At 61.3% G+C, this 22,942-nt stretch carries 15 protein-coding genes and 1 pseudogene; 6 read left to right on the top strand and 10 right to left on the bottom strand.

Features of this window, described 5'->3' with window-relative positions:
- The first annotated feature begins 48 nt into the window (after positions 1 to 48).
- Complete coding sequence (locus E4P01_RS20355) at positions 49 to 2,028, top strand: U32 family peptidase (protein ID WP_216091342.1); 1,980 nt, start codon at positions 49 to 51, stop codon at positions 2,026 to 2,028.
- On the opposite strand, the gene E4P01_RS20350 is transcribed toward E4P01_RS20355, so the two are convergent.
- On the bottom strand, positions 2,006 to 2,908 hold the full coding sequence (locus E4P01_RS20350; protein WP_216091341.1) for a DMT family transporter: 903 nt from the start codon (positions 2,906 to 2,908) through the stop codon (positions 2,006 to 2,008). The two genes, E4P01_RS20355 and E4P01_RS20350, sit on opposite strands and share 23 nt — an antisense overlap.
- A 108-nt stretch (positions 2,909 to 3,016) precedes the next feature.
- Between E4P01_RS20350 and E4P01_RS20345 the strand changes: the two genes are divergently transcribed.
- The gene (locus E4P01_RS20345) at positions 3,017 to 3,457 is read left to right on the top strand and encodes an Lrp/AsnC family transcriptional regulator (RefSeq protein WP_032875274.1); all 441 of its coding nucleotides are present in this window, start codon (positions 3,017 to 3,019) and stop codon (positions 3,455 to 3,457) included.
- 540 nt (positions 3,458 to 3,997) lie between these two features.
- Here the strand turns inward: E4P01_RS20345 and E4P01_RS20340 are convergent.
- Positions 3,998 to 5,164, bottom strand: a pseudogene (locus tag E4P01_RS20340) (aminotransferase class I/II-fold pyridoxal phosphate-dependent enzyme); the annotation flags it as partial.
- 195 nt (positions 5,165 to 5,359) lie between these two features.
- On the opposite strand from E4P01_RS20340, the gene E4P01_RS20335 reads away from it, so the two are divergent.
- On the top strand, positions 5,360 to 6,706 hold the full coding sequence (locus tag E4P01_RS20335; RefSeq protein ID WP_216091339.1) for a sodium:proton antiporter: 1,347 nt from the start codon (positions 5,360 to 5,362) through the stop codon (positions 6,704 to 6,706).
- A 120-nt stretch (positions 6,707 to 6,826) separates the two neighbouring features.
- Here the strand turns inward: E4P01_RS20335 and E4P01_RS28260 are convergent, their stop codons facing one another.
- The 3 genes from E4P01_RS28260 to E4P01_RS20325 form a co-directional block, all read right to left on the bottom strand.
- A complete protein-coding gene (locus E4P01_RS28260; RefSeq protein WP_005788437.1) occupies positions 6,827 to 6,961 on the bottom strand; it encodes a hypothetical protein in 135 nt (44 codons plus the stop codon).
- A gap of 11 nt (positions 6,962 to 6,972) precedes the next feature.
- On the bottom strand, positions 6,973 to 7,185 hold the full coding sequence (locus E4P01_RS20330) for a hypothetical protein (RefSeq protein WP_078821390.1): 213 nt from the start codon (positions 7,183 to 7,185) through the stop codon (positions 6,973 to 6,975).
- A gap of 85 nt (positions 7,186 to 7,270) precedes the next feature.
- Entirely contained in the window at positions 7,271 to 7,816 is a 546-nt protein-coding gene (locus tag E4P01_RS20325) for a hypothetical protein (protein WP_032803895.1), read from the bottom strand.
- A 425-nt stretch (positions 7,817 to 8,241) separates the two neighbouring features.
- Here E4P01_RS20325 and E4P01_RS20320 point away from each other — a divergent pair, with 425 nt between their 5' ends.
- Together E4P01_RS20320 and E4P01_RS20315 are read left to right on the top strand one after the other, a co-directional pair.
- On the top strand, positions 8,242 to 9,651 hold the full coding sequence (locus E4P01_RS20320; RefSeq protein WP_005788442.1) for a circularly permuted type 2 ATP-grasp protein: 1,410 nt from the start codon (positions 8,242 to 8,244) through the stop codon (positions 9,649 to 9,651).
- Positions 9,652 to 9,653: 2 nt separating this feature from the next.
- On the top strand, positions 9,654 to 10,604 hold the full coding sequence (locus E4P01_RS20315; RefSeq protein WP_005788443.1) for an alpha-E domain-containing protein: 951 nt from the start codon (positions 9,654 to 9,656) through the stop codon (positions 10,602 to 10,604).
- Between the two features lie 126 nt (positions 10,605 to 10,730).
- Here the strand turns inward: E4P01_RS20315 and E4P01_RS20310 are convergent, their stop codons facing one another.
- Together E4P01_RS20310 and E4P01_RS20305 are read right to left on the bottom strand one after the other, a co-directional pair.
- A complete protein-coding gene (locus tag E4P01_RS20310) occupies positions 10,731 to 12,989 on the bottom strand; it encodes an ATP-dependent DNA helicase (RefSeq protein ID WP_216091338.1) in 2,259 nt (752 codons plus the stop codon).
- Entirely contained in the window at positions 12,986 to 14,632 is a 1,647-nt protein-coding gene (locus E4P01_RS20305; protein WP_216091337.1) for a VRR-NUC domain-containing protein, read from the bottom strand. Before E4P01_RS20305 ends, E4P01_RS20310 begins: the two co-directional genes overlap by 4 nt.
- Before the next feature lie 188 nt (positions 14,633 to 14,820).
- Here E4P01_RS20305 and E4P01_RS20300 point away from each other — a divergent pair, with 188 nt between their 5' ends.
- Positions 14,821 to 15,045 (top strand): YgdI/YgdR family lipoprotein, encoded by a 225-nt coding sequence (locus tag E4P01_RS20300; protein ID WP_005788446.1) that lies wholly within the window; start codon positions 14,821 to 14,823, stop codon positions 15,043 to 15,045.
- 134 nt (positions 15,046 to 15,179) lie between these two features.
- Here the strand turns inward: E4P01_RS20300 and E4P01_RS20295 are convergent, their stop codons facing one another.
- The 3 genes from E4P01_RS20295 to E4P01_RS20285 form a co-directional block, all read right to left on the bottom strand.
- Complete coding sequence (locus tag E4P01_RS20295; protein WP_216091336.1) at positions 15,180 to 16,604, bottom strand: lipase; 1,425 nt, start codon at positions 16,602 to 16,604, stop codon at positions 15,180 to 15,182.
- Between the two features lie 128 nt (positions 16,605 to 16,732).
- Entirely contained in the window at positions 16,733 to 19,840 is a 3,108-nt protein-coding gene (locus E4P01_RS20290; RefSeq protein ID WP_216091335.1) for an autotransporter serine protease, read from the bottom strand.
- Positions 19,841 to 19,954: 114 nt separating this feature from the next.
- Positions 19,955 to 22,912 carry an autotransporter serine protease gene (locus E4P01_RS20285; protein WP_216091334.1) on the bottom strand — a complete coding sequence of 986 codons (2,958 nt, stop codon included), beginning with the start codon at positions 22,910 to 22,912 and terminating at the stop codon, positions 19,955 to 19,957.
- Positions 22,913 to 22,942 lie beyond the last annotated feature (30 nt).

The raw sequence follows: 22,942 nt of genomic DNA, 5'->3' as shown, positions 1-22,942 counted from the left end.
ACGGCTACAATGCGCGCCTCGACCGTGACAAGCCTGACTAAAAAAACTATGTCCTTGCCCAAGCATCACCTTGAATTGCTCAGCCCTGCCCGCGATGTCGCCATTGCGCGCGAGGCCATTCTGCATGGCGCCGACGCCATCTACATTGGCGGCCCAAGCTTCGGCGCCCGTCACAATGCCTGTAACGACGTGAGCGATATCGCTCAACTGGTGGAATTCGCCCGTCGATACCACGCCCGCGTCTTCACCACCATCAACACCATCTTGCATGACAACGAACTGGAGCCAGCGCGCAAGCTGATCCACCAGCTGTATGACGCAGGTGTAGACGCGTTGATCGTGCAGGATCTGGGCGTGATGGAGCTGGATATTCCGCCCATCGAGCTACACGCCAGCACCCAGACCGACATCCGCACCCTGGGCCGGGCAAAGTTTCTTGATCAGGCCGGTTTCTCGCAGTTGGTAGTGGCCCGTGAGCTGAACCTGCAGGAAATCCGCGCAATCGCCGACGAAACCGATGCCGCCATCGAATTCTTTATCCACGGCGCCCTGTGCGTGGCGTTCTCCGGGCAGTGCAATATTTCCCATGCGCAGAATGGCCGCAGTGCCAACCGTGGTGATTGCTCCCAGGCCTGCCGTCTGCCGTACACCTTGAAAGATGACCAGGGCCGCGTCGTGGCCTTTGAAAAGCACCTGCTGTCGATGAAAGACAACAACCAGAGCGCCAACCTGCGCGCGCTGGTCGAAGCGGGTGTGCGTTCATTCAAAATCGAAGGCCGCTACAAGGACATGGGCTATGTGAAGAACATCACCGCCTACTACCGCCAGCGCCTCGACGAAATCCTCGAAGACCGCCCGGATCTGGCCCGTGCCTCCAGCGGGCGTACCGCGCACTTCTTCGTGCCAGACCCGGAAAAAACCTTCCACCGTGGCAGCACCGACTATTTCGTCACCGATCGCAAGATCGACATCGGCGCGTTCGACACCCCGACCTTCACCGGCCTGCCCGTGGGTGTGGTGGAAAAAGCCGGCAAGCGCGACTTGCAGGTAGTCACCCATGAGCCGCTTTCCAACGGCGATGGTCTGAATGTGCTGGTCAAGCGTGAAGTGGTAGGGTTCCGCGCCAATATCGCCGAGCCTAAAGGCGAGTTCGAAGAAGACGGCGAGAAACGCTATCGCTACCGCGTCGAGCCGAATGAAATGCCGGCCGGCCTGCATCAGTTGCGCCCCAACCATCCTTTGAACCGTAACCTGGACCATAACTGGCAACAGGCACTGCTCAAGACGTCCGCCGAACGCCGTATCGGCCTGGCGTGGGTTGCACGCCTGCGTGAAGAGCAGTTGCACCTCACCGCCACCAGCGAAGAAGGCATCAGCGCCAGTGTCACCCTGCCCGGCCCGTTTGGTGTAGCCAACAAGCCGGAACAGGCACTGGACACCCTGCGCGATCTGCTCGGCCAGCTCGGCACTACGGAGTATCACGCCACCCGCATCGAGCTGGACGCGCCGCAGGCGTTCTTCATCCCCAACTCGCAGCTCAAGGCCATGCGCCGTGAAGTGATCGAAGCCCTGACCGCCGCCCGCATCAAGGCGCACCCTCGGGGCGGACGCAAGGCCGAGACCACCCCGCCGCCGGTGTATCCGGATGCGCATCTGTCATTCCTGGCCAACGTCTATAACCAGAAGGCCCGCGACTTCTACCACCGTCACGGCGTGAAGCTGATCGATGCGGCCTTCGAAGCCCACGAAGAAACCGGCGAAGTGCCAGTGATGATCACCAAGCATTGCCTGCGTTTCTCGTTCAACCTGTGCCCCAAACAGGCCAAGGGCGTCACCGGCGTGAAGACCAAGGTCGCGCCGATGCAGTTGATCCACGGCGACGAAGTGCTGACCTTGAAGTTCGATTGCAAGCCGTGCGAGATGCATGTGGTGGGCAAGATCAAGGGGCATATTCTTGGGTTGCCGCAGCCGGGCAGTGCTGTAGAGCATTTCAACCCGGAAAACCTTATCTATCAGGGCACGCACTGACCTGACGGGCGCGGGGCCACCACCAGCCCCGCTGCAGCCCGGCAGCGGCCAGCAGAATCGCCGCCACACCCAGCCATTGCAGCCACCCCAGGCGATGCCCGAACGCGATCCAGTCGACCAGGATCGCCGCAATCGGATAGATGAACGACAACGCGCCGGTCATCGCCGTGGGCAGCTTCTGAATAGCCCCGTACAGCAACACATACATCAAACCGGTATGCACCACGCCCAATGTCGCCAGTGCCGTCCAGGCAGTGGTCGACCCGGGCAAGCTGTGCCAGGGCACCAGCGGCGCCAGCAGCACGGCGCCGGTGGTCACCTGGATCAACGCCATCAAATGCGGCGGTACGTCCTTCAGGCGTTTGATGATCAGCGCCGCCACCGCGTACAAAAATGCCGCGCCCAAGGCCAAGGCAATGCCAGCAAGATAGTTCCCGCCACCCGCTTGCTCACCATGGGCGGCCACGATCGCCAACATGCCCAGGAACGCCACACTCAGCCACGCCATTTTCTGCACGGTGATCTTCTCACCGAGAAACACCGCTGCCAGCATCACCAGTATGAACGGCTGCACGTTGTACACCGCCGTGCTGATCGCGATGGACGCACGGGAATAGGACTCGAACAGCAACAGCCAGTTACCGACGATCGCCACGCCGCTGAGCACTGCCAGCCCTAGCTTGGCCCAGTTGAGTAACTCCAGGCGCAAATACCCCAGCAACGCGCACACCAGCAGCAGTGTCAGCGCGCCAATCACGCAACGCCAGAACACCACCTCAAGCACCGACACGCCCGACACCAGCACAAACCAGCCAATGGTGCCGGAGATCAGCATGGCAGCGATCATTTCCCAGGTTCCGCGACGGATTGATGTATCCATGATTGAGGCTCCTCAAGTGAGGCTCAATTATGGCAATCTGCTCGACACGGCTACAGCGACTAAAAAAGGCAAAACCCAGGATTCACCTTTTCTTATTAGGCAAAGCTCATGATCGACACTATCGACCAGCAATTGATCGCCGCCTTGATGGACGACTCGCGCCTGTCCCTCAAGACCCTGGCGGGCATCACCGGTTTGTCTTCGCCGAGCGTCAGCGAACGTCTGCGCCGCCTGGAAGAGCGCGGCGTGCTGACCCACTACACCGTCGACATCGACCCCAAGCACTTCGGCTACCTGCTGCAAGCCATCGTGCGCATCCGCCCCCTGCCCGGCAAACTGCAGGAAGTGGAACGCCAGATCCAGGCGATCCCCGAGTTCACAGAATGCGATAAGGTCACGGGCGACGACTGCTTTATCGCACGCCTGCATGTACGCACCATGGAGCACCTCGACACGCTGCTGGACCGGCTGAATACCTATGCCGAGACCAACACCGCTATCGTCAAGAAAACCCCGGTGAAACGGCGTTTGCCGCCGTTGGCTGACTAACAGGGCTGCGTAGCCTGTGGGAGGGGGCTTGCTCCCGATGGCGGCCTCAGGGCCGGCCGGGATGTTGGATTAGACCGAGTACATATCCGTTATTTAGGTAACGGCCACTATTGGTTCCGCTTTTACAGCGGGTCACTTTCGAAAAGCGCGAAAGTAACCAAAGCGCTCTTGCCCCACCACTCGGCACCTCGCTTAGGCTCGGTGTGCCCGTAATCCGCCATGGATTTGGGGGGCCGCCGCCACGCGCCATCCATGGCGCGGGGCGGCTAAACCGGCATCCCTGCCGGTTTACCCCCCAAATCCCTGTCGAATTCCGGCCAGCGTGGTTTAACGGGGCGCCTAAGATCAAGATCAAAAGCAGATCAAGATCAATAGCGGCTCGCTTCGCATCGTGGTTACCGTCGGCTGCTACCAATTTGGGTAGACACCTATGGCCGTCGGGGCAAGTCGAATCGTCGCACCGCCCCTCCCGCATTTGAAACGAGACAAGGCCAAAAGTTGGGCAAGTACTCACGCCCAGTGCACGGCCCGCTCACTGGCAAGCTGTTCAACAAACAGCACAATCCGCCGACAGGCTTGCGCCAGACGCTCCTCGCCCAAGGTAAAGGAAAGCCGAACGAAGCCCTGGGCCGGCTCGCCGAAGGCTGCCGCGTCCAGCACCGACACGCCAGCTTCACGAAACAGGCGCCAGGCGAAATCCAGGGACCCCAGGCCCGTATCGCGCACATCCACCAACACAAACATGCCCGCTTGGGGCGCCTGCACGCGGATGCCCGGGCAGGCGCTCAAGGCAGTCACCACCAGGTCGCGTCGGCGTCGGTAAGTCTCACGCATGCCTTGCGTGACTTCGTCATGGGCCAACACCGCAGCTGTCGCCGCCTCCATCACGAAGCCGGGCAAGCCGTACATCATGCTCAACAGCAGGGTTTCAGCGTGCTGCACCATTTGCGCTGGGGCGATGAGCCAACCGATTCGCCAGCCGGTCATGGCATGGGACTTGGACAAGCTGCCGATCACAATGCAGCGCTGCGCCATGCCCGGCAACGCCGCCAGGCTGTGGTATTCACCGTCGAACACCAGGCTTTCATAGACCTCATCCACCACCACCCACAGGTCATGTGCGATCGCCAAGTCCGCAATGGCTTGCAGCTCTTGCCGGTTGAGCACCACGCCAGTGGGGTTGTTCGGATTGGAAAAGAATATCGCCCGGGTGCGCGGCGTGATCGCGGCGGCGAGCAATGGTGGATCCAGTCGAAAGCCGGACTGCGCACTGCAGGGCACCCGCACCAGGGTGGCGCCGCTGGCCTTGAGCGTGGCTTCGTAGGTGACGTACATCGGGTCGAGCACCAGCACTTCGTCGCCGGCCTGCAACAGGCATAGCGAGCTGATGAACAGCGCGTTCTGCGCACCGGGCACGATGATGACGTTGTCAGCCGCCAACGGGCGGGCCAGGGTCTGGCTGTAACGGGTCGCGATCGCCTCGCGCAAGGCCGGGCGCCCGGCGATCTCGGTGTAGTGGGAATCTCCCGCGTGCAAGGCATTGACGGCGGCGTCAGTGATAAAGGCCGGCGTGGCGAAATCCGGGTCGCCGACGCTGAGGATGATGACGTCTTCGCCCTGGCTGGCAGCGTCGAACGCAGCGTGGTGGATGTCCCAGGCGGCGACGCCCTGCCCTGCAATTCGTTCAACGAAGGGAGAAAACCTCATGCCAGAGCCTCTGGTGAAAGAATAAAGACGCAAATCCATAAATATGCGCGCGGCAACAATCGGTCAACTTAGTGCATAGCAAACCGTCGTTCAATGGATAAATAGGGCCTTGTCCCCGTGGCTGGCAATCACATTGAACCCCCTCCCGGTCGCTGTTCTCAAACCTGCATAGACCACGGCCCTGGAACACCCACGATGACTTTCATTCTATGGTTGGCCGTATTGGGCGCCGTACTGCTCACCCTCGCCCTCACCTCCTCCTATTTGCGCTGGATGCCGGTGACCACCTCAGCGGTGTGCTTGTTGCTGGGCATCGCCATTGGCCCGCTGGGCGTGGACTTGTTGCACCTGGACGTGAAGGGCTCAGCGCGCTGGATGGAGCACCTGACGGAAGTGGCGGTGCTGTTTTCGCTGTTTGTCAGCGGTTTGAAACTGCGCCTGCCGCTCAAGCACCGCACCTGGCGCATCGCCTTTGGCATGGCCGGGCCGGTGATGCTGCTGACCATCCTCGGCACCTGCCTGTTGCTGCACTACCTGTTCGATTTAACCTGGGGCGTTTCATTGCTGGTGGGAGCGATGCTGGCGCCCACAGATCCGGTGCTGGCCGGCCTGGTGCAGGTCAACAATGCCCAGGACTATGACGCGTTGCGATTCGGCCTGTCCGGCGAAGCAGGGTTGAACGACGGCACTGCGTTTCCTTTTGTGATTTTTGGCCTGCTGTTCATGCAACATGGCGGTTTCGACGGCGACTGGTTCGGCGGCTGGGTGCTGAAGAACCTACTATGGGCGGTACCGGCCGGGCTGTTGATGGGTTACTGGATGGGCCGCGGCATTGGCCGTATCACCCTGCGCCTGCGCTTGATCAATGCCGATAGCACCCTGTCACCGAATGACTACCTCACCCTCGCGCTGATTGCCCTGGCGTATGTGACGGCTGAAGCGGTCGGCGGCTACGGCTTCTTGTCGGTGTTCGCGGCGGGCCTGGGGCTGCGCCAGGCCGAGGTCAAATCCACCGGTTATGCGCAAACGCCGGCCGAGCACCTGGCCCAGCCGGTGGTGGGCCATCTGGAGATCGAGCCCGAGCAGGCGCTGCACGGTGACGTCAGCCAGTTGAAGGACACCCAGATCGCCGCCGGCGTGATGATGGGCGACATGCTGGCTTTCGGCAGCCTCGTGGAGCGCTCGATGGAGGTGCTTCTGGTCAGCGTATTGGGCATCGTGTTGGTCAGCCATTGGGATTGGCGCGCGCTGGCGGTGGCGGCGTTGCTGTTCTGTGTGGTTCGCCCGCTCAGCGTGTTTGCGATGCCTTGGGGCAGCCTGCTGGACCGGCGGCAACGCAGCCTGATCAGTTGGTTTGGTATTCGTGGGATCGGCAGCCTCTACTACCTGTTCTATGCGCTCAACCATGGGCTGATAGGTACCAGCAGCGCCGTGGCGGTGAACCTGACCCTCTCGGTGATCGCGCTGAGCGTGATGGTGCATGGCCTCAGCACCCAGCCCTTGCTGGCGTGGTACGAACGACGCGCCGCGCACAAAAAATGAATCCTGCGCCGCGCTTGGCGTGACGGATAACCGCGTACCGGGCCAGAAGGTTTCAGTGGATCAAGCACAGTAAGAATACCTACTGTTCAAGCTCACCGATCCCTTTGGCCCGCCGCCCGATCAATCCTGACTGTCGGTATTGCCGACGTCGGCCGCTTCATCCAGATCGTTGAGCGGCACTTGCGCATCATCCATCAGCGAACCCGGATCTTCATTGCCGGGGTCGTTGAGTTCTTCGTCGAGTTCTTTTGACATGACCGTCTCCGTTAACCGCCTTGGGTATCGATATCGGCATCGGTTTCAGGCTTGTGCTCGCGCTCAGGCTTGAAGTCTGGACTGTAGTCGTTTTCCCTGGCCTTGGGGTCGCTGGCAGGCGTCGGGTCCTTGGGCGCATCGGCAGCGGTGCCCGGAGCGGGCTCGCCACCATCGATGGCAGGGTCATTGCGGTTGCTGGTTTGGGGATCGTTGGATGTAGACATGGCATACCTCTTCACAGACCGGTGATAAATCTTTACCGCGTAAAGCTAAGGCGCCACGTGCCCCAGTGAAGTTCCGTCCGATTGCTCAGCGCAGTGGATTGTCCACCTGGATATAAAACGCATAGATGCCCAACACCAGCCAGAACACCATGAACAACCACGGCGCGCGCATGGAAAACAGCAACGACTTGCGATAGCCCTTGTGACTGGACTCCATTTCGGAAAACAGCGGCGATTCATCGTAGGCCAGGCCCATCACCGGCTCGCTGCGCAGCAATTCGCTTTGCTTGTAGTGCCAGTGATCAATGATCTGGTAGGCCGCGCGTATGCCAGGCCAGGCGTTGAGCGAGCTGAGAATACCCAGCGCGGCGAGGATCACCGGCACCACCAGCGTGAACAGCTTGCCCCATTCCGGGTTGAGGTTGCCCATGCCGGACACGAAAGCGATCACCAGAAACGATTGCGCAGTGAGGTAAGCGTCGGTGCGGTTGGCCAGGATGCTGGTTTCGTACTGGATCTCGCGCCGGTAGAAGTCGAGGCGATCCTTGGGCGAGCCGAAGATCTTGGCGTTGTGTTCGCTATGGTCGGTCAGGGCCGCTTCCGGCGTGTTTGGGGAGATGATTCGGGGCACAACGATGCTCCACAAAGTGACGGGACTCATTAGAAGAATCGGGCGTGGATGAAGTTCAAGTTTCTTGTGCACCAAGTCAGGGCGCCCTCTGCCCCCTTGTGGTGAGCCCGCTTCTGTGGCGAGCGAGCTTGCTCGCGCTGGGCTGCGCAGCGGCCCCCACAAAAGCGCGAGCGCTGCGCACTCCAGCGCGTGCAAGCTCGCTCGCCACAGGTAATCGCCACCTTGTGTGCGTTCCGGCACATCCCTTGCTTTATCCATTCATCTACCCGTAAACAGGAGCATTCGTTACCCCGCGACCCAGAGCCGACTCCATAAGAAAGTAAGGACCAGGCCTGTTGGCACCCTCAGCCACGGGCTCATAAGAACATGCGTTTTTTAAGCGGCAGTGCCACCCAGGAAATCCTCGGCACTGACAAGGTACTGGAATGGCTCGAACTTTCTTCGATGAAATGAATGACGCAAACGGCGTATGCCGTGCCCACTATCAGGATTTTTCCCGCTGGCTGGCCAACACGCCGCCGGAACTGCTGGCCCAGCGTCGCCGTGAAGCCGACTTGCTGTTCCATCGCGCCGGGATCACCTTCACCCTGTATGGCGACGAGCAAGACACCGAACGCCTGATTCCCTTCGACATCATCCCCCGCAGCATCCCCGCCAGTGAGTGGAGCCTGATCGAGCGCGGCTGTATCCAGCGGGTCAACGCACTGAACATGTTCCTCGCCGACATCTACCACGACCAGCGCATTATCAAGGCCGGGATCATTCCGGCAGAACAGGTGCTGGGCAACGAGGGCTATCAGAAGGCGATGGTCGGCCTGGACCTGCACCGCGACATTTACTCGCACATCTCCGGTGTCGACCTGGTACGCGACGGCGACGGCACCTATTACGTGCTCGAAGACAACCTGCGTACCCCCAGCGGCGTGAGCTACATGCTCGAAGACCGCAAGATGATGATGCGCCTGTTCCCGGAAGTGTTCGCCAAGCAACGCATTGCGCCGGTGGACCACTACCCCAACCTGCTGCTCAAGACCTTGAAAAGCGCCAGCCGCCTCGATAACCCCAATGTGGTGGTATTGACCCCTGGGCGCTTCAACAGCGCTTTTTTCGAACACGCGTTCCTGGCGCGGGAAATGGGCGTGGAGCTGGTCGAAGGCGCCGATCTGTTCGTGCACGACCTCAAGGTATTCATGCGCACCACCGATGGCCCCAAGGCGGTGGACGTGATCTACCGGCGCATCGACGACGCCTTCCTTGACCCCGAGGCGTTCAACCCCAAGTCAATGCTCGGCGTACCCGGCCTGGTGGCGGCCTATTGCGCGGGTAATGTGGTGCTCGCCAACGCGATCGGCACCGGGGTGGCTGACGACAAGTCGATCTACCCCTATGTGCCGGCGATGATCCGCTTCTATCTGGACGAGGAGCCGGTGCTGCAAAACGTACCGACCTTCCAGTGCCGCAAGCCCGATGAACTGTCCCATGTGCTGGCCAACCTGGAACAACTGGTGGTCAAGGAAACCCAGGGTTCCGGCGGCTACGGCATGTTGGTGGGCCCCGCCTCCAGCGCAGCCGAGATCGAAGATTTTCGCCAGCGCATCAAGGCGCGTCCCCACGCTTATATCGCCCAACCGACCTTGAGCCTGTCCACTTGCCCGACCTTTGTCGAAAACGGCATCGCGCCCCGGCATATCGACCTGCGCCCCTTCGTGCTCTCGGGCAAGGAAACCCGCCTGGTGCCGGGCGGCTTGACCCGCGTGGCGCTGAAGGAAGGTTCGCTGGTCGTCAACTCGTCGCAAGGCGGCGGAACCAAGGACACCTGGGTGGTGGAGGGCTGAGTATGTTGAGTAGAACCGCTGCTGATCTGTACTGGATGTCGCGCTACCTGGAACGCGCCGAGAACCTGGCGCGCATGTTGGAAGTCAGTTATTCACTGTCGTTGATGCCCCAGGCCGGGCGCAGCGATGGCCTGGATGAGCTGGCAATGTCGTTGCTCAGCAGCGGCACCCTGGACAGCTACCTGGAGCGTCACCAGACCCTGGATGCCGAGCGCATGTTGCACTTCTTCGCCCTCGACGAAGAAAACCCGGCCAGCATCTACAACTGCCTGCGCGCCGCCCGAGGCAATGCCCACGCCGTGCGCGGGCGCATCACCGCCGATATGTGGGAAAACCTCAACGCCACCTGGCTGGAAATGCGCAGCATCGCCGCCGGCGGCCTGGCGCGGCATGGCATCAGCCACTTCTGCGACTGGGTCAAGCAACGCTCGCACCTGTTTCGCGGCGCGACCTCGGGCACCATCATGCGCAATGACGCCTACCGGTTTATTCGCCTGGGCACCTTTGTCGAACGCGCCGACAACACCTTGCGCCTGCTGGATGCGCGCTATGAGATGTTTGGTGAAGAGTCCGAAGAAGTCAGCGACTTGTCGGCTCGCGGTTATTACCAGTGGAGCGCCCTGCTGCGTGCGCTGTCTTCGTTCGAGGCCTATACCGAGCTGTACCCGAATGCCTTGAATGCGCGCTCGGTCTCGGAGCTACTGCTGTTACGCAGCGATGTCCCGCGCTCGCTGCACGCGTGCATCGAAGAGTTGAGCCATATCCTCGCCGACTTGCCCGGCAGTTACGGACGCACGGCGCAGCGCCTGGCGGCGGAGTTCGAAGCAAGGCTGCGGTATACCGGGATCGATGAGATTCTGGAAGATGGACTGCACGCCCGGTTGACGGACTTTATCGACACCGTGCGCGAGTTGGCGCGGGCGATACACAGTTCTTACCTGGAAGTAATCTAAGCAACACCACCGCTCAAATGTGGGAGGGGGCTTGCTCCCGATAGCGGTGGGTCAGCTACATACTGGCTGGCAGATACGCCGCAATCGGGAGCAAGCCCCCTCCCACATTTGAATCGCCGTAATCTGTCAAACATTGATCGCCCACCACCTCGGCAGCAACTGTCGAACCCGTGCCTCGCCAAAGCGGTCATCGATCAGCATTACCACGCCGCGATCGTGCTGGCTGCGGATCACCCTCCCCGCCGCTTGCACCACCTTCTGGATGCCGGGATACAGGTAGGTGTAGTCATACCCCGCGCCGAAAACCTCGCCCATGCGTGCCTTGATCTGTTCATTCACCGGGTTGAGTTGCGGCAAGCCCAGGGTGGCAATAAAAGCGCCAATCAAACGCGCCCCCGGTAGGTCGATACCTTCGCCAAACGCGCCGCCCAATACCGCAAAACCGATGCCTTGGCTGTGCTGGGTGAACTGGTCCAGGAACGCCTGGCGCTCGGCCTCGGCCATGCCGCGTGACTGCAGCCACAGTGTAATCTGCGGGTATCGCTCGGCGAGTAACTGCGCCACTTGCTGCAGGTAATCGAAGCTGGAGAAAAACGCCAGGTAGTTGCCCGGCTGCTCGGCAAATTGCCGGGCGATCAATTCCACAATAGGTTCCAGCGACGCCTGGCGGTGCACAAAGCGTGTAGAGATGCGCTCAACGATGCTGACCTGCAATTGCTCGGCCTTGAACGGCGACTCTACATCGACCCAGGCAGTATCCGCCGGCAACCCGAGTAAATCGGCGTAATAGTGGCGTGGGCTCAGGGTCGCGGAAAACAGCACGCTGCTGCGAGCCGCCGTCAATCGGGGCCGGATGAATTCGGCCGGCACCACATTACGCAGGCACAGGGTCGAGCTACTGCGCTTGCCGCTGAACTGGCGCTTGCTGATGTCGAAGATGAAGTGTTCGTTGAATAGCTCGGCCACCTTGGAAAATTGCAGTGCTTCAAAGTAGAAGGCTTGCAGGTCGCCATTGAGGGACTCGGGGTGATCGTTGAAGTAGTCGCCCATGGCGCTGGTGCACAGGCTCAGGGCCTGTAGCAGTTTGTCGGGCCGGGTGGCATAGGCCTGATACGGCGCGACTTGTTCCTTGTGCAACGCGTTCCACTCGCGGTTCAGGCGCTGCAAAGGTTTGTTCAGCGGCTCGGGCGCGGTATCGCGCAAGGTCTTGAGGCTGTATTGGTCGAGGCTGGCGCTGTACATCGAACGGGCGCGTTCCACCAGGTTATGGGCCTCGTCGACCAGCGTCGCAACACGCCATTGGTTCAACTGCGCCAGGCCGAATAACAGGGCGCCGAAGTCGAAAAAATAGTTGTAGTCGGCGACTACCAGGTCGGCCCAGCGCGCCATTTCCTGGCTGAGGTAATACGGGCACACGTCATGGGCCAGCGCCACACTGCGCAGGCTGCGCTGATCGAGCAGGCGAACCCTGGACGCGGCCTGGCGGGCGGCGGGCAAGCGGTCGTAAAAACCCTTGGCCAGTGGGCAGGAATCACCATGGCAGGCTTTATCCAGGTGTTCGCACGCCTTGTCCCGTGCAACCAGCTCAAGTACACGCAGCGGCAGATCCGGACTGCTGTCGTACAGCACCTGGGCGGCATCCAGGGCGAGCTTGCGCCCCGGCGTTTTGGCGGTAAGGAAGAACACCTTGTCCAGCTGCTGCGGCGCCAGCGCCTTGAGCATCGGGAAGAGGGTACCGACGGTCTTGCCGATGCCCGTGGGCGCCTGGGCCATCAGGCAACGACCGGTGCTGACCGCCTTGTAGACCGACTCGGCCAACGTACGCTGCCCGGGACGAAAATCGGCATGGGGAAATGCCAGGGCTTGGGCGGCCTTGTTGCGCTTATCGCGGTGCTGCATTTCCAATTGGGCCCAGTCGAGGAACAACGCACATTGCTGATTGAAAAAGCGCTCAAGCTGCGCCGCCTCGAAACGTTGGTTCAGCAGCGTCTCGCCTTCGCCAACGATATCGAAGTACACCAGCGCCAAGTCGATTTCGCCGAGGCCGAGCTTCTGGCACATCAGCCAGCCATACACCTTGACCTGGGCCCAGTGCAGTTGCCGATGGTTGGCGGGCTGGGCAGAGAGGTCGCCGCGGTAGGTTTTGACTTCTTCAAGGCGGTTGGCGTCGGGGTCGTAGCCGTCCGCCCTGCCCCGCACGTTGAGCTGCTGATATTGCCCCTCCAGGGCGACTTCATTCTGGTAGTGCGCGCTGCGCCGGGACGCCACCGTACGGTGGCCGACGATACCTTCCTGGGCGCTGGGCGACGGGGTAAAGCGCAGGTCAAGGTCGCCGACCTTGGCCGTGAACTCACACAGCGCCCGTACGGCCATGCTGTAACTCAAGCGGGTTGCTCCGCCCAGCGCACGTAACAGACGGTGACCGGCATCTGGTACTCGCCGCAAAATTGCAGCCAGCGCAATTGGTTGTCTTGCAGGCGGTCGCCCGGGCCCTTGACCTCGATCATGCGGTAGGTTTTTTGTGCAGGCCAGAACTGGATCAGGTCCGGCATTCCGGTGCGGTTGGCGCGGATATCCAGCAGCAGGCGTGTGAACCAATGGCGCAGGTGCTCGGCGGGCAGGCAGGCCAGGGCTTGCTCCAACAGCTCTTCGCTGAGCAGGTTCCAGAACACGAAAGGTGATTGGATACCCCATTTGTCCAGAAAACGTTGGCGGATGGTGGCCTTGTAGCGCTCATCCCCCAGTTGCTCGAAACACGCAGCAAACAACGCCTCGCGGCGTTGATGGAAGTCTTCGCTGTGCAGGTCCGCCGGCCCACGCTGGAACGGATGGAAGAACGCGCCCGGCAGTGGCGCGAAAATCGCTTCCCAGCACAACAGGCCGAACAGCGAGTTGATCAACCCATTCTCGACGTAATGCACCGGTGCCTCGGGCTCGTTCAGGTGCGCCTGGACGCAGTATTCCACCGACATCAGCGGCGCCTGGGCGAGTGCCAGGTCAAGGCGTGCAACCGCTTGCGGCTTGGCCTTGGGCAACGCCGGTTCGCCGAGTTTGCGGCGCAGGCGCGGCAATACACGCAGCAAGTGCTGTTGTTCAGCGGCGCTTTCCGGGGCCTGCTGGGCTGCAGTGGCCAGGGCCAGCGCTCGGGCGTAATCCTCTTGGCGCTCAACGACCCGGATCAACCGCGCACGTGCACCGGGATAGGCGCAGGCAAGGTAGATCTGTTCAGCCAGCGCAAGCTCGGCGCAGCGCTCGCAATACTGGCCGATCTGGAACAACAGCTTGGCGCGGCGTTTTTCCAGCCAGGGGTTGTCGGTGCACAGGCCAGCGATCTGCACCAGCAGCGTGTCTAATGCCTCACCGGCTTCAAACGCTTGCTGGCACTGGTGCAGGAACAGGAACCCCACCACGTCGTCACGCGTGCGTAACCCGCGGGACTCGGCGCAAATCTCGACTTTTTCATAGGTGTAGATGCCCAGGTCTGCCAGCACGAACTCGGACCAGTCCTGGTGCAGGTTGCCAAAGAACATCAAGCGCAGGCGATCACACAACGCCATGACCGTAAGGCTATAGAGCACATCATCCAAGCCCGGGCACCATTGAGCAAAACTGCGCGGCTCGCTGAACTGCGCCGCCAGCGGTTCGAGCCAGGTGGCCTTGTTGCCCTTGGGCTGATCGATCCAGGGCCTGAACGCGCCGAGGATTTCGCCCTTTTGCAGCAAGGCGAACAAGGTGGCAAACGGCAGCGGGCTTTGGTCATCCACCCATCCCAGTTCTCGTAATGGGCCCGCTGCCGCATGGGGGCAGCCGATTTCCACATAATTAAGCTTGGCGCCGCGAAAATGCACACCCTTGCGCATCACCATGCGCACCAATAACGCCTGGGACGCCTGGGGCAACCTGTCAAATTGCTGAATGAAATGCTGTTCGTCCGCATCGAGCAGATCGGCATAGCGTTGCCCCAGCCAGGCCAGGACCTGGCGGAAGTTATGCAGGTAATACAAGGGGTCTTCGAGGAGGTTGGCCATGGCGCAAGGGAGTCAAATACTGGTTATGCATACAGAGTGCCGATGCAAAGCCGTTGTTGCAATCGGTAATAGATAAATGGCGCCTGCAACTTTTTGCAAAAAAACGATCAGATGAGGGAGTTGATCGCGTAACATTTATAGCCCACAGCCAGACGCTGCGGGACTTTTCAGGGTTAAAGGTAAGGGTTATGAACATGAAGAATTTGGGTCTGCCGCTGGTTGCACTCACTTTTCTGGTATTGGCCGGTTGCTCCACGCAAACGGTAGTGACATTGCAAAATGGCACGCAGTATTTGACCAAGGACACGCCCAACGCCAAGACAGCCGACGGCTTCTATGAATTTACCGATATCGCCGGCAAGCGCATTCGCATCAAGGCCGATGATGTAGCCACGGTGCGCAAGGAAAACTAATCTTTCCAGGCGAACCGAGATCAAATGTGGGAGGGGGCTTGCTCCCGATGAAGGTGGGTCAGTAAGCACATCTGTGGCTGTCCCACCTTCATCGGGAGCAAGCCCCCTCCCACAGTTTTCAACCGCATTCCAACTTAAGCGATAACAATCCCCTCCCCCGACAGACTGCTCACGCCCACCAACGTCACCGAATCGGCGCCAAAACTGATCACCGTATCCCCGCCAACCACCTTGGTGTGATCGCGATAATCGGTACTGCCCTGCACATCGTTGAACACCAGCTTGTCTGTCGACTGATAGCCAATCACTCGATCATTACCAAACTGCCCACTGAACAAAAACGTGTTATGCCCGCTGCTGTCGCGGATCGTGTCATTACCCTTGCCGCCTTCGATAAAGTCCGCCCCCCTGCCGCCCTTGATCAGGTCGTCGCCGTCGCTGCCGATGATAAAGGTATTGCCCTTGTGCGCCTCGGCATTGCGGTTCAAGTCCTGCACCCAGGTGTTGGCCCGTGCCGGGTCGGAGAGGTTGGCGACGATCACCGTAGAGTCACGGGTCATCTGCTCGTAGAAGCCGGACTCAAGAATGCGCGTCATGCCGTCGCCATAACCGGTGGGCAAGTGCGAGACCCAGGTCGGCAGGTTGAGGATGGAAAACGGCAGCACGTTCCACAGTGCAGAAGCGTAGTGGTCGTTGAATCTGACAATATTGTCGGTGCTCGATTCGTGGGGTTTGTCGTGTACGCCCAGGGACGACAGGTTGAATGAGGAACCGTCCAGCGCCCGGAATACCGGGTCGTTTTCGTAGCCGACGTTAAGCACCTTGTCGCCGGCGCTTTGGGTGGGCGACGCATAGGCTACGTAATTGGAATCGGTGTAGAACCCTGACCATTTGCTCCCGCTCAGATCCGCCATGCTGTTGACCGCAAGGCCGCCCAGGCTGTGGCCGCTGACCACCACATCCTTGCCGCTCAAGCCCTGGGCGCTGGCATAGTCAGCGACGTTGCCGAGCAAGTTGCCAAACGCCTCGCCAGCGTAATTTTTTGCATAGTCCTTGGGACCGAATGCAGCAAGCAGGTCACTGATCACATCCCCGATGGAGTCGGTGATCAGGCTTTCCCGTGGCCCCGAGGTGCCACGAAAGCCGATGCCGATTTCCAGCAGTTTGCCGGCGTCATCGTATTTGCCCAGCACTTCCACTTGGGCGCTACCGTAGGCAGCCTTTTCGCCAAAGAAGGTGCCACGGGCATCGACCTTGCCGGTATAGCCCAGGGTGCTGGCGCTGATGGGGGTCCAACCGGCCTGTTGCACTGCGTCGAGGGCGGCTTTTTCTGAATCCGGGTTCCACGGGATCCCGGGAATCACGCCTTGGGCGTTGCCGCTGCCAATCAGCGCGCTCACCAGCGTGGCCGGCAGGCCAAGGCCCAAGCCGTTGTTCTGGTAACCCACGGCAAAGCCGTTATCAAGGTTGTGGTAGGAATACATCGTGATCGCCATCGCATCGGCGAACAACGTTTTGGAGCCCTCGGTGCCGAGGTTTTTATAGTCAAAGATACCCATTGGTAGTGCCTCTCTGTTGTTGGATTTGTAGAGAAAGCCAAAACACCTGTTATCCGTTACCTACTGTAGGAGCGAGCTTCTGTGGCGAGGGAGCAAGCTCCCTCGCCACAACCAGCTACACCTGGCCTTTAGAACGCCCAGTCCAGGCTCAAGCCGACGCCGTGCACCTTCTCTTTGCTGGCCAGCAGGCCGTTGTAGTCAAAGTTCACCCGCGCATCCTTGCTCAACGCCAGGCTGACCCGTGCCCCAACCAGTGCGGCATCCCGCACCATCGGCGCACTTTCGACCGCGAACGACGGGCCACCCGAGGCAAACGCCAGGTGTTGCTCGGAATCGGTGCTGCTCAGGTTGTGCTGCCAGCCCAGAGTGCCGGAGACTTCCAATTGCTGGTGGTCGTTGACGTTGAAGGTCTTCAAGGCGCGCACACCCAAGGTGCTCAACACCAGGTCGCGGCTGTCGTCGCCACTTTTCAGCGCAGCGGCATCGCCCTTCTCTTTGAAGCTGTCCGTGTCCAGGTGCACATAGGCCAGGTTGGCGAACGGCTCCAGGGCCAGCGGTTGCAGGTTGATGCGATACGCCGCTTCGGTGAACACCTGGGTGCTGTGCGCATCGACCTTGGCCTTTTGCTTGCCGGCGACATCGCCGTATTGCAGGTCGCGCTTCACATCGGCGCGGTGCCAGCTGTAGGTCGCCCCACCGCTCAGGCGCCAGGCGCCGATTTCATGCCCGGCATAAGCACCGAAGTGGTAGCTGTCGACCGAGGCGCGGCTATGGGTGTCACTGCCCATGTTCAGCGAGGTATCGCTGTAACCCGCGACCAGGCCAATGCGCGTGGCGTCGTCGAGGGCACCGTCCACCCCGGCAAGCATCCCGCCGATGGAGGTGTTATAGCCAGCGGTGTCGCTGCGGCTGTCGGTCTTGCCCCAGGCGCCCAGGGCCTTGACCCATACGTTGCCACGGCTGTCGATGGCTTGGCTGGTTGCGCCCATCTCGCCATTGCGCAAGCGCTCGCCCACTGCTTCGCGTACATAACGGCTGTCATTGACCAATGCAGTTTGCAGCGCCGGATAGACTTCACCGCTCAGTTGCTGGAACGCGCCCTGGGCCGAAGCGGCCGTCGGTGCCAACAGCAAGCTTTCATACACGCCATTGCCCGCACCCAATTGCTCAGCGGCTGCGGCCACGGCGCGTTGGTTCGGTGTAGCAGCAACACTGGCGAAGCTGTTGGTGCGTGTCACGTCCAACTGCACACCGTTGGCCGCGTAATTCAAGGTGCCGCCGACAAACAGATAGTTGGGCAGTACGGCACCAAAGCTGCCGGTGACACCGCCCGCCGCTTGCAGGATGTTGTACTGACGGCCGATCAGGCTTTGGGCCTGGGTTGCACTCAACAGTGTCGGGCTGTTTTCCAGGGCCAGGGTTACGGTGCCGCCATTGAGCGTGGCGGTACCCCCGGCGACGATACGGTCGCTGCTGGCAGGCGATAATTCCACGGCGTAGGTCGAGCCCGGGTTGAAGGTGACATTACCCGCCACGTTCAGGGTGCCAATGGAATTGCCCGGCGCCACGGCGCCGCCGCTATTTGCCGTCAGCGAGCCGATACGCCCCGAGCCACCGATTACGCCGGTCTGGCTGACGATGACATCGGAGGTGACCGAACCGTTGACCGCCAGCAAGCCCTGGTTGACCAGGGTCGGGCCGCTGTAGGTGTTGGCGCCGGCCAGCACCAGGGTGCCGATGCCCTGCTTGGTCAAGCCGCCATGGCCTGAAATGTTGTTGCTCCACACATCCAGCCCGCAGTGCACGTCGTTGCAAATGCGCTGGGTCGGTTTGCCCGCGTCCACCACCGCACCGACGCCCGGCAGGTCCGCGACGAACTGCCCGCTGCCATAGGCGCCCTCAATGCGGAACTCGGCAGGAATGTCCTCGGCGGTGATAAACATCCCCGGGCCGTTGACCGCCTTGCCCAGGTTGATCATGCCCCAGCCATACAGCGAGTCGATACCCGGCGCGCCGAGGTCAGTGGCCGTGGTCTTGAGCACCGTGGAGATCTGGTCGCCACTCATGTACTCGAAGCGCTCCATCAGCACCGCTGCTGCACCCGCCACATGGGGGGCGGCCATGGAGGTGCCGTTTTTGTTGGCCCAGTCGGTGGTCAGGTTGTTCAGGTCGGTGCCGTTGATGATCGAGCTGTAGATCTTGGTACCGGGTGCCGACACGCAAAAACTCGCCGCATAGCCGCAACGTGAAGAGAAGGTGCTGATCACATACGGATCAGGGCTGGCGGTGTCCGGGTTCTGCTGCAATGCCGCCACCGACAGCCAGTTCGGCGCAATCTCCGGCACAAAGTACGCCAGGCCGGAAATCGCGTCCGGGTTGTTGCGGTTGTAGTCGTTACCGGCGGCAAAGATGGTCAGCACACCACTGCGGGCCGCGTCGATGGCGCCTTGATAAGCACCACCTGCGATCGTGCCGAGGATCGGCCGGATCGTATTGAACTGCGCCTGGGCTTCATTCACGGTGAAATTGGGGAACGCCGGATCGCGGCCGCCCTTGGCGTACTGGTCACCGATGCCGATACCCCAGCTGTTGTTGATGATGCGTGCGCCGCTGGCAACCAACCCGTCCCAGCCGGCCTTGTACACCGCGCCATCGTTGCCGAGGATAATCCCGTCTTCCGGGCCCGGGTCACCGTTTTCGGCGGTGAGGATTTGCGCATTGAACGCCACGCCATGCATCGGCCCGCCATCGCGGTTACCCGCAGCAATGCCGCCGACGTGGGTGCCGTGGTTACCCAGCTTGCCGTTGGAGTCCTTGGACGGCGTGCCGTCGTAGCGGAACGCATCACCGGCTTTCACCGGGATATACGGGTCGGTGTATTGGCGAATGCCCTCGGTGACAATCGTCACCACCTTGTCGGGGCTGGCGAATTCCGGATGCTGGGCGTACACCGGCTGGTCGAAGATCCCCAGCTTGACGCCCTTGCCGGTGTAGCCGGCGGCATACGCGGTGTCGGCATGCACGGCGCCCAAGCCCCAGTCGGCCTTGAACTCGTTGCTGCGCCAACTGGCGGCATCACCCAGCTTGCCGGTTTCCACATAGGGTGCAGCCTGAGCGGTTCCCAGGCTTGCCAGGCAACACAGCAACGCGCCATATGGCACGCAGCTCAGCGCCTTGAGCGGGTAGCCCGGGCCGGTGTGGATGGCGGTAGTTAACCCTGACTTGCGTTTTTTCACGGTGACCTTCCTTAGTTTTCTTATTGCACGTGTGTAAATCACTTTCTCCAGAACACCGCCGATTCAATGTGGGCGCTGGCTTGCCTGCTCCCACATTTTTTGTTCGCGGTGTCTTCAGAACTGCCAGTTCAGGCTCAAACCCACACCCTGGGTTTTCGCGCGGCCACCCAACTGGCCGTTGTAATCCAGGTTGACCCGCGTCGCGGCATTCAGCGCCAGGCTGGCTTGCAGCCCCACCAAAGCAGCGTCACGCAGCAACGGCGCACTGCGCACGGCGAATGAAGGCCCGCCTGCGACAAACGCCAAGTGCTCTTCGGATTCCACGGCGGTGAGGCTGTGTTGCCAGCCCAACGAACCGGAGAGTTCCAGTTGCTGGTGGTCATTGAGGGCCAGGGTTTTCAATGCCCGTACGCCAAGGGTGCTGAGCACCGCATCGCGGCGGTCACTGCCGCGTTCCAGGGCGGCGGCATCGCCTTTTTCGTGGAACGACTCGCTGTTCAGGTGCACATAGGCCAGGTTGGCGAACGGTTCCAAGGCCACCGCTTGCAGGCGGATGCGGTACGCTGCTTCGGTGAAGACTTGCGCTGTGGTCGCATCCAGCTTGGTTTTTTGCTTGCCGATGACATCACCCCATTGCAGGTCGCGCTTCACATCCCCGCGATGCCAGCTGTAGGCACCGCCGACACTCAAGCGCCAGTCGCCCAGCTCGCGCCCGGCATACGCGCCGAAGTGGTAGCTGTCGATGGATGCCGATGAGTGCGTGCCGCTGCCCATATTCAAGGAGCTGTCGCTGTAACCGGCGACCACACCCACGCGGGTCTGCTCATCCAGTGCGCCATCCACGCCCGCCAGCAGGCCGCCGATGGAGGTGGTCGAACCGGCCGTTTCGCTGCGGCTGTCACTCTTGCCCCAGGCACCGAGCGCCTTGAACCACAGGTTGCTTTCGCCGCTCACTGGTACGTGGCGCAGGCGCTCGCCCACGGCATTGCGCAGTTGCAGGCTGTCGTTGATCAGCATCGCACCCACGGCGGGGTAGATTTCACCGGACAGTTGCTGCAAACCCTGCTGGGCGGTGGCGACTGACTGCGACTGCAACAGGCTTTCATACACCGGGTTGCTGGCGCCCAATTGTTCGGCAGCCGCCGCCACGTTGCGCTGGTTACGGGTGGCGGCGACGCTGGCAAAACTCGCGTCGTTGCGCCCCACGTTCAGTTGCACAGCGTTGGCGGCATAGTCGAGGGTGCCACCGAGGAACAGGTAGTTGGGTAGCACTTGGCCAAACTGGCCCTGGATGCCGCCCGCGGCCTCAAGGATCGAGTATTGCCGGCCAATCAGGCTTTGGACCTGACTTTGACTGAGTAACGTGGGGCTGTTTTCCAGCGCCAAGGTGACGGTGCCGCCGCCCAGGACCGCCTTGCCGCCCGCGACAATACGATCGCTGCTGGTAGGCGTCAGTTCCACTGCATAGGTCGAGCCCGCGCCGAGGTTCACATCTCCCGCTACCTGCAAGGTGCCAACGGAATTGCCCGGTGCCACGCGGCCGCCGTTGTTTACCGACAACGCGGCGATACGCCCGGAACCGCCAAGGGTGCCGCTGTCATTCACCGTGACCGCCGAGGTCAGCGAACCGTTCACCGCCAACAGGCCGCCATTGACGACAGTGGCGCCCCGATAGGTGCTGTCACCGCTGAGGACCAGGCTGCCGGCGCCAGATTTGATCAGGCTGCCTTCATACACACGGTTCGCCGCTGCCTGGTCGCGGGCGTTGCCGATGGCGTAGTCGGTCTGGTCCTGCTGGCTGGCGGTGGCGCTCACGCCGTTCTGCCAGCCCTTGTCGATCAGGGTTTGCTGCCAGGCGCTGTGCTCGGCGCGGTCCTCGGCCTGGCGCGCAAGCAAGGCCTGGTCGGAGATACCGTTGCTCCACACATCACCCTGCCCGGCTGCCAGGTTCACATCCATGGCTCCCAGCAGTTGACCCGGGCCGTGCATCGCCCTGCCGAGGTCCGGCACGCCCCAACCGACGATTGCGTTGGGCGCCTGGGTGATCGAACCGTCAAGCTGCGTGGCAGTGGTCAGCAACACCTGCAACGCTTGCTCGTTGGTCATATAGGGATAGCGCTCCATCACCAGCGCCAACGCCCCGGTGGCATGGGGTGCCGACATCGAGGTGCCGGATTTGACCCCATAACCACCGTCGGGAATGGTGCTGTTGATCAGCGCGCCGGGCGTGGAAATGCACCAGTATTTGGCGATACCGCACTTGTTGTATTTCTGGTTATTAGCCTTATCCAGCCCCGACACCGCCAGCCAGTGGCCTTCCAGTTCCGGCTGAAAATACGGCAAGGCCGAGCGCACGCTGGCATTGGCATAGCCGCTGTTGCCGGCGCTGAACACGTTGATCACCCCGGCCTTGGCCACATCCGCCGCGGCGTCCAGCCAGGTGCCACGGTTGTAGTGCTGGGCGTAGGCGGCGTGCAGGTCACCGAGGGTCTGGTAGCTGACATCCTTGGGCTGGCTGCCCCAACTGTTGTTGATGGCGCGCACGCCGGAATCCACCATCGCGGTGTATACAGTCTTGAAGTACTTGGGGTCTGGCGTCGGGCCGAACAGGAAGCTGTCGTTTGCGTTGGTGTTGCCCACATAGACTTGCGCGTTGTACGCCACGCCGTGCATGCCCACGCCGTCGCGGGCGGCGCCCATGGTGCCGGTGACATGAGTACCGTGGGAATCGTTGTTGGGGTTGAGCGCGCCCGTGGTGCTGAACGCGCTGCCGTCGACATAGGTGCCGGTGGCGGTCACCGCATGAAAGCGGTCTTTGGAGGCTTCGGGGTGATTGGCATCGAAGCCCGAGTCCAGCGCGCCGATTTTCACGCCTTGGCCACTGATCCCGGCGGCGTAGGCTTCATCGGTCTTCATACGGCCCAGGCCCCAATCGCTTTGGTATTCGGCCGAACGCCAACTGGCCGGGTTACCCGCTTGGCCGGTCTCGGTGTATTGCGCCTGTGCCGCAACGGACAACAACAGCAATGAACCTGCGGTGAAGGGTTTGAAACGCGGTGAATCAGTGATCATCTGCACACTCCTGATTATTGTTATTCCCCT

This window comes from Pseudomonas sp. NCIMB 10586, from assembly GCF_023127895.1.
GTDB lineage: Bacteria > Pseudomonadota > Gammaproteobacteria > Pseudomonadales > Pseudomonadaceae > Aquipseudomonas > Aquipseudomonas synxantha_A.
The sequence above is the reverse complement of the archived record's forward strand: the minus strand, read 5'-3'. Positions and strand labels throughout refer to the sequence as shown.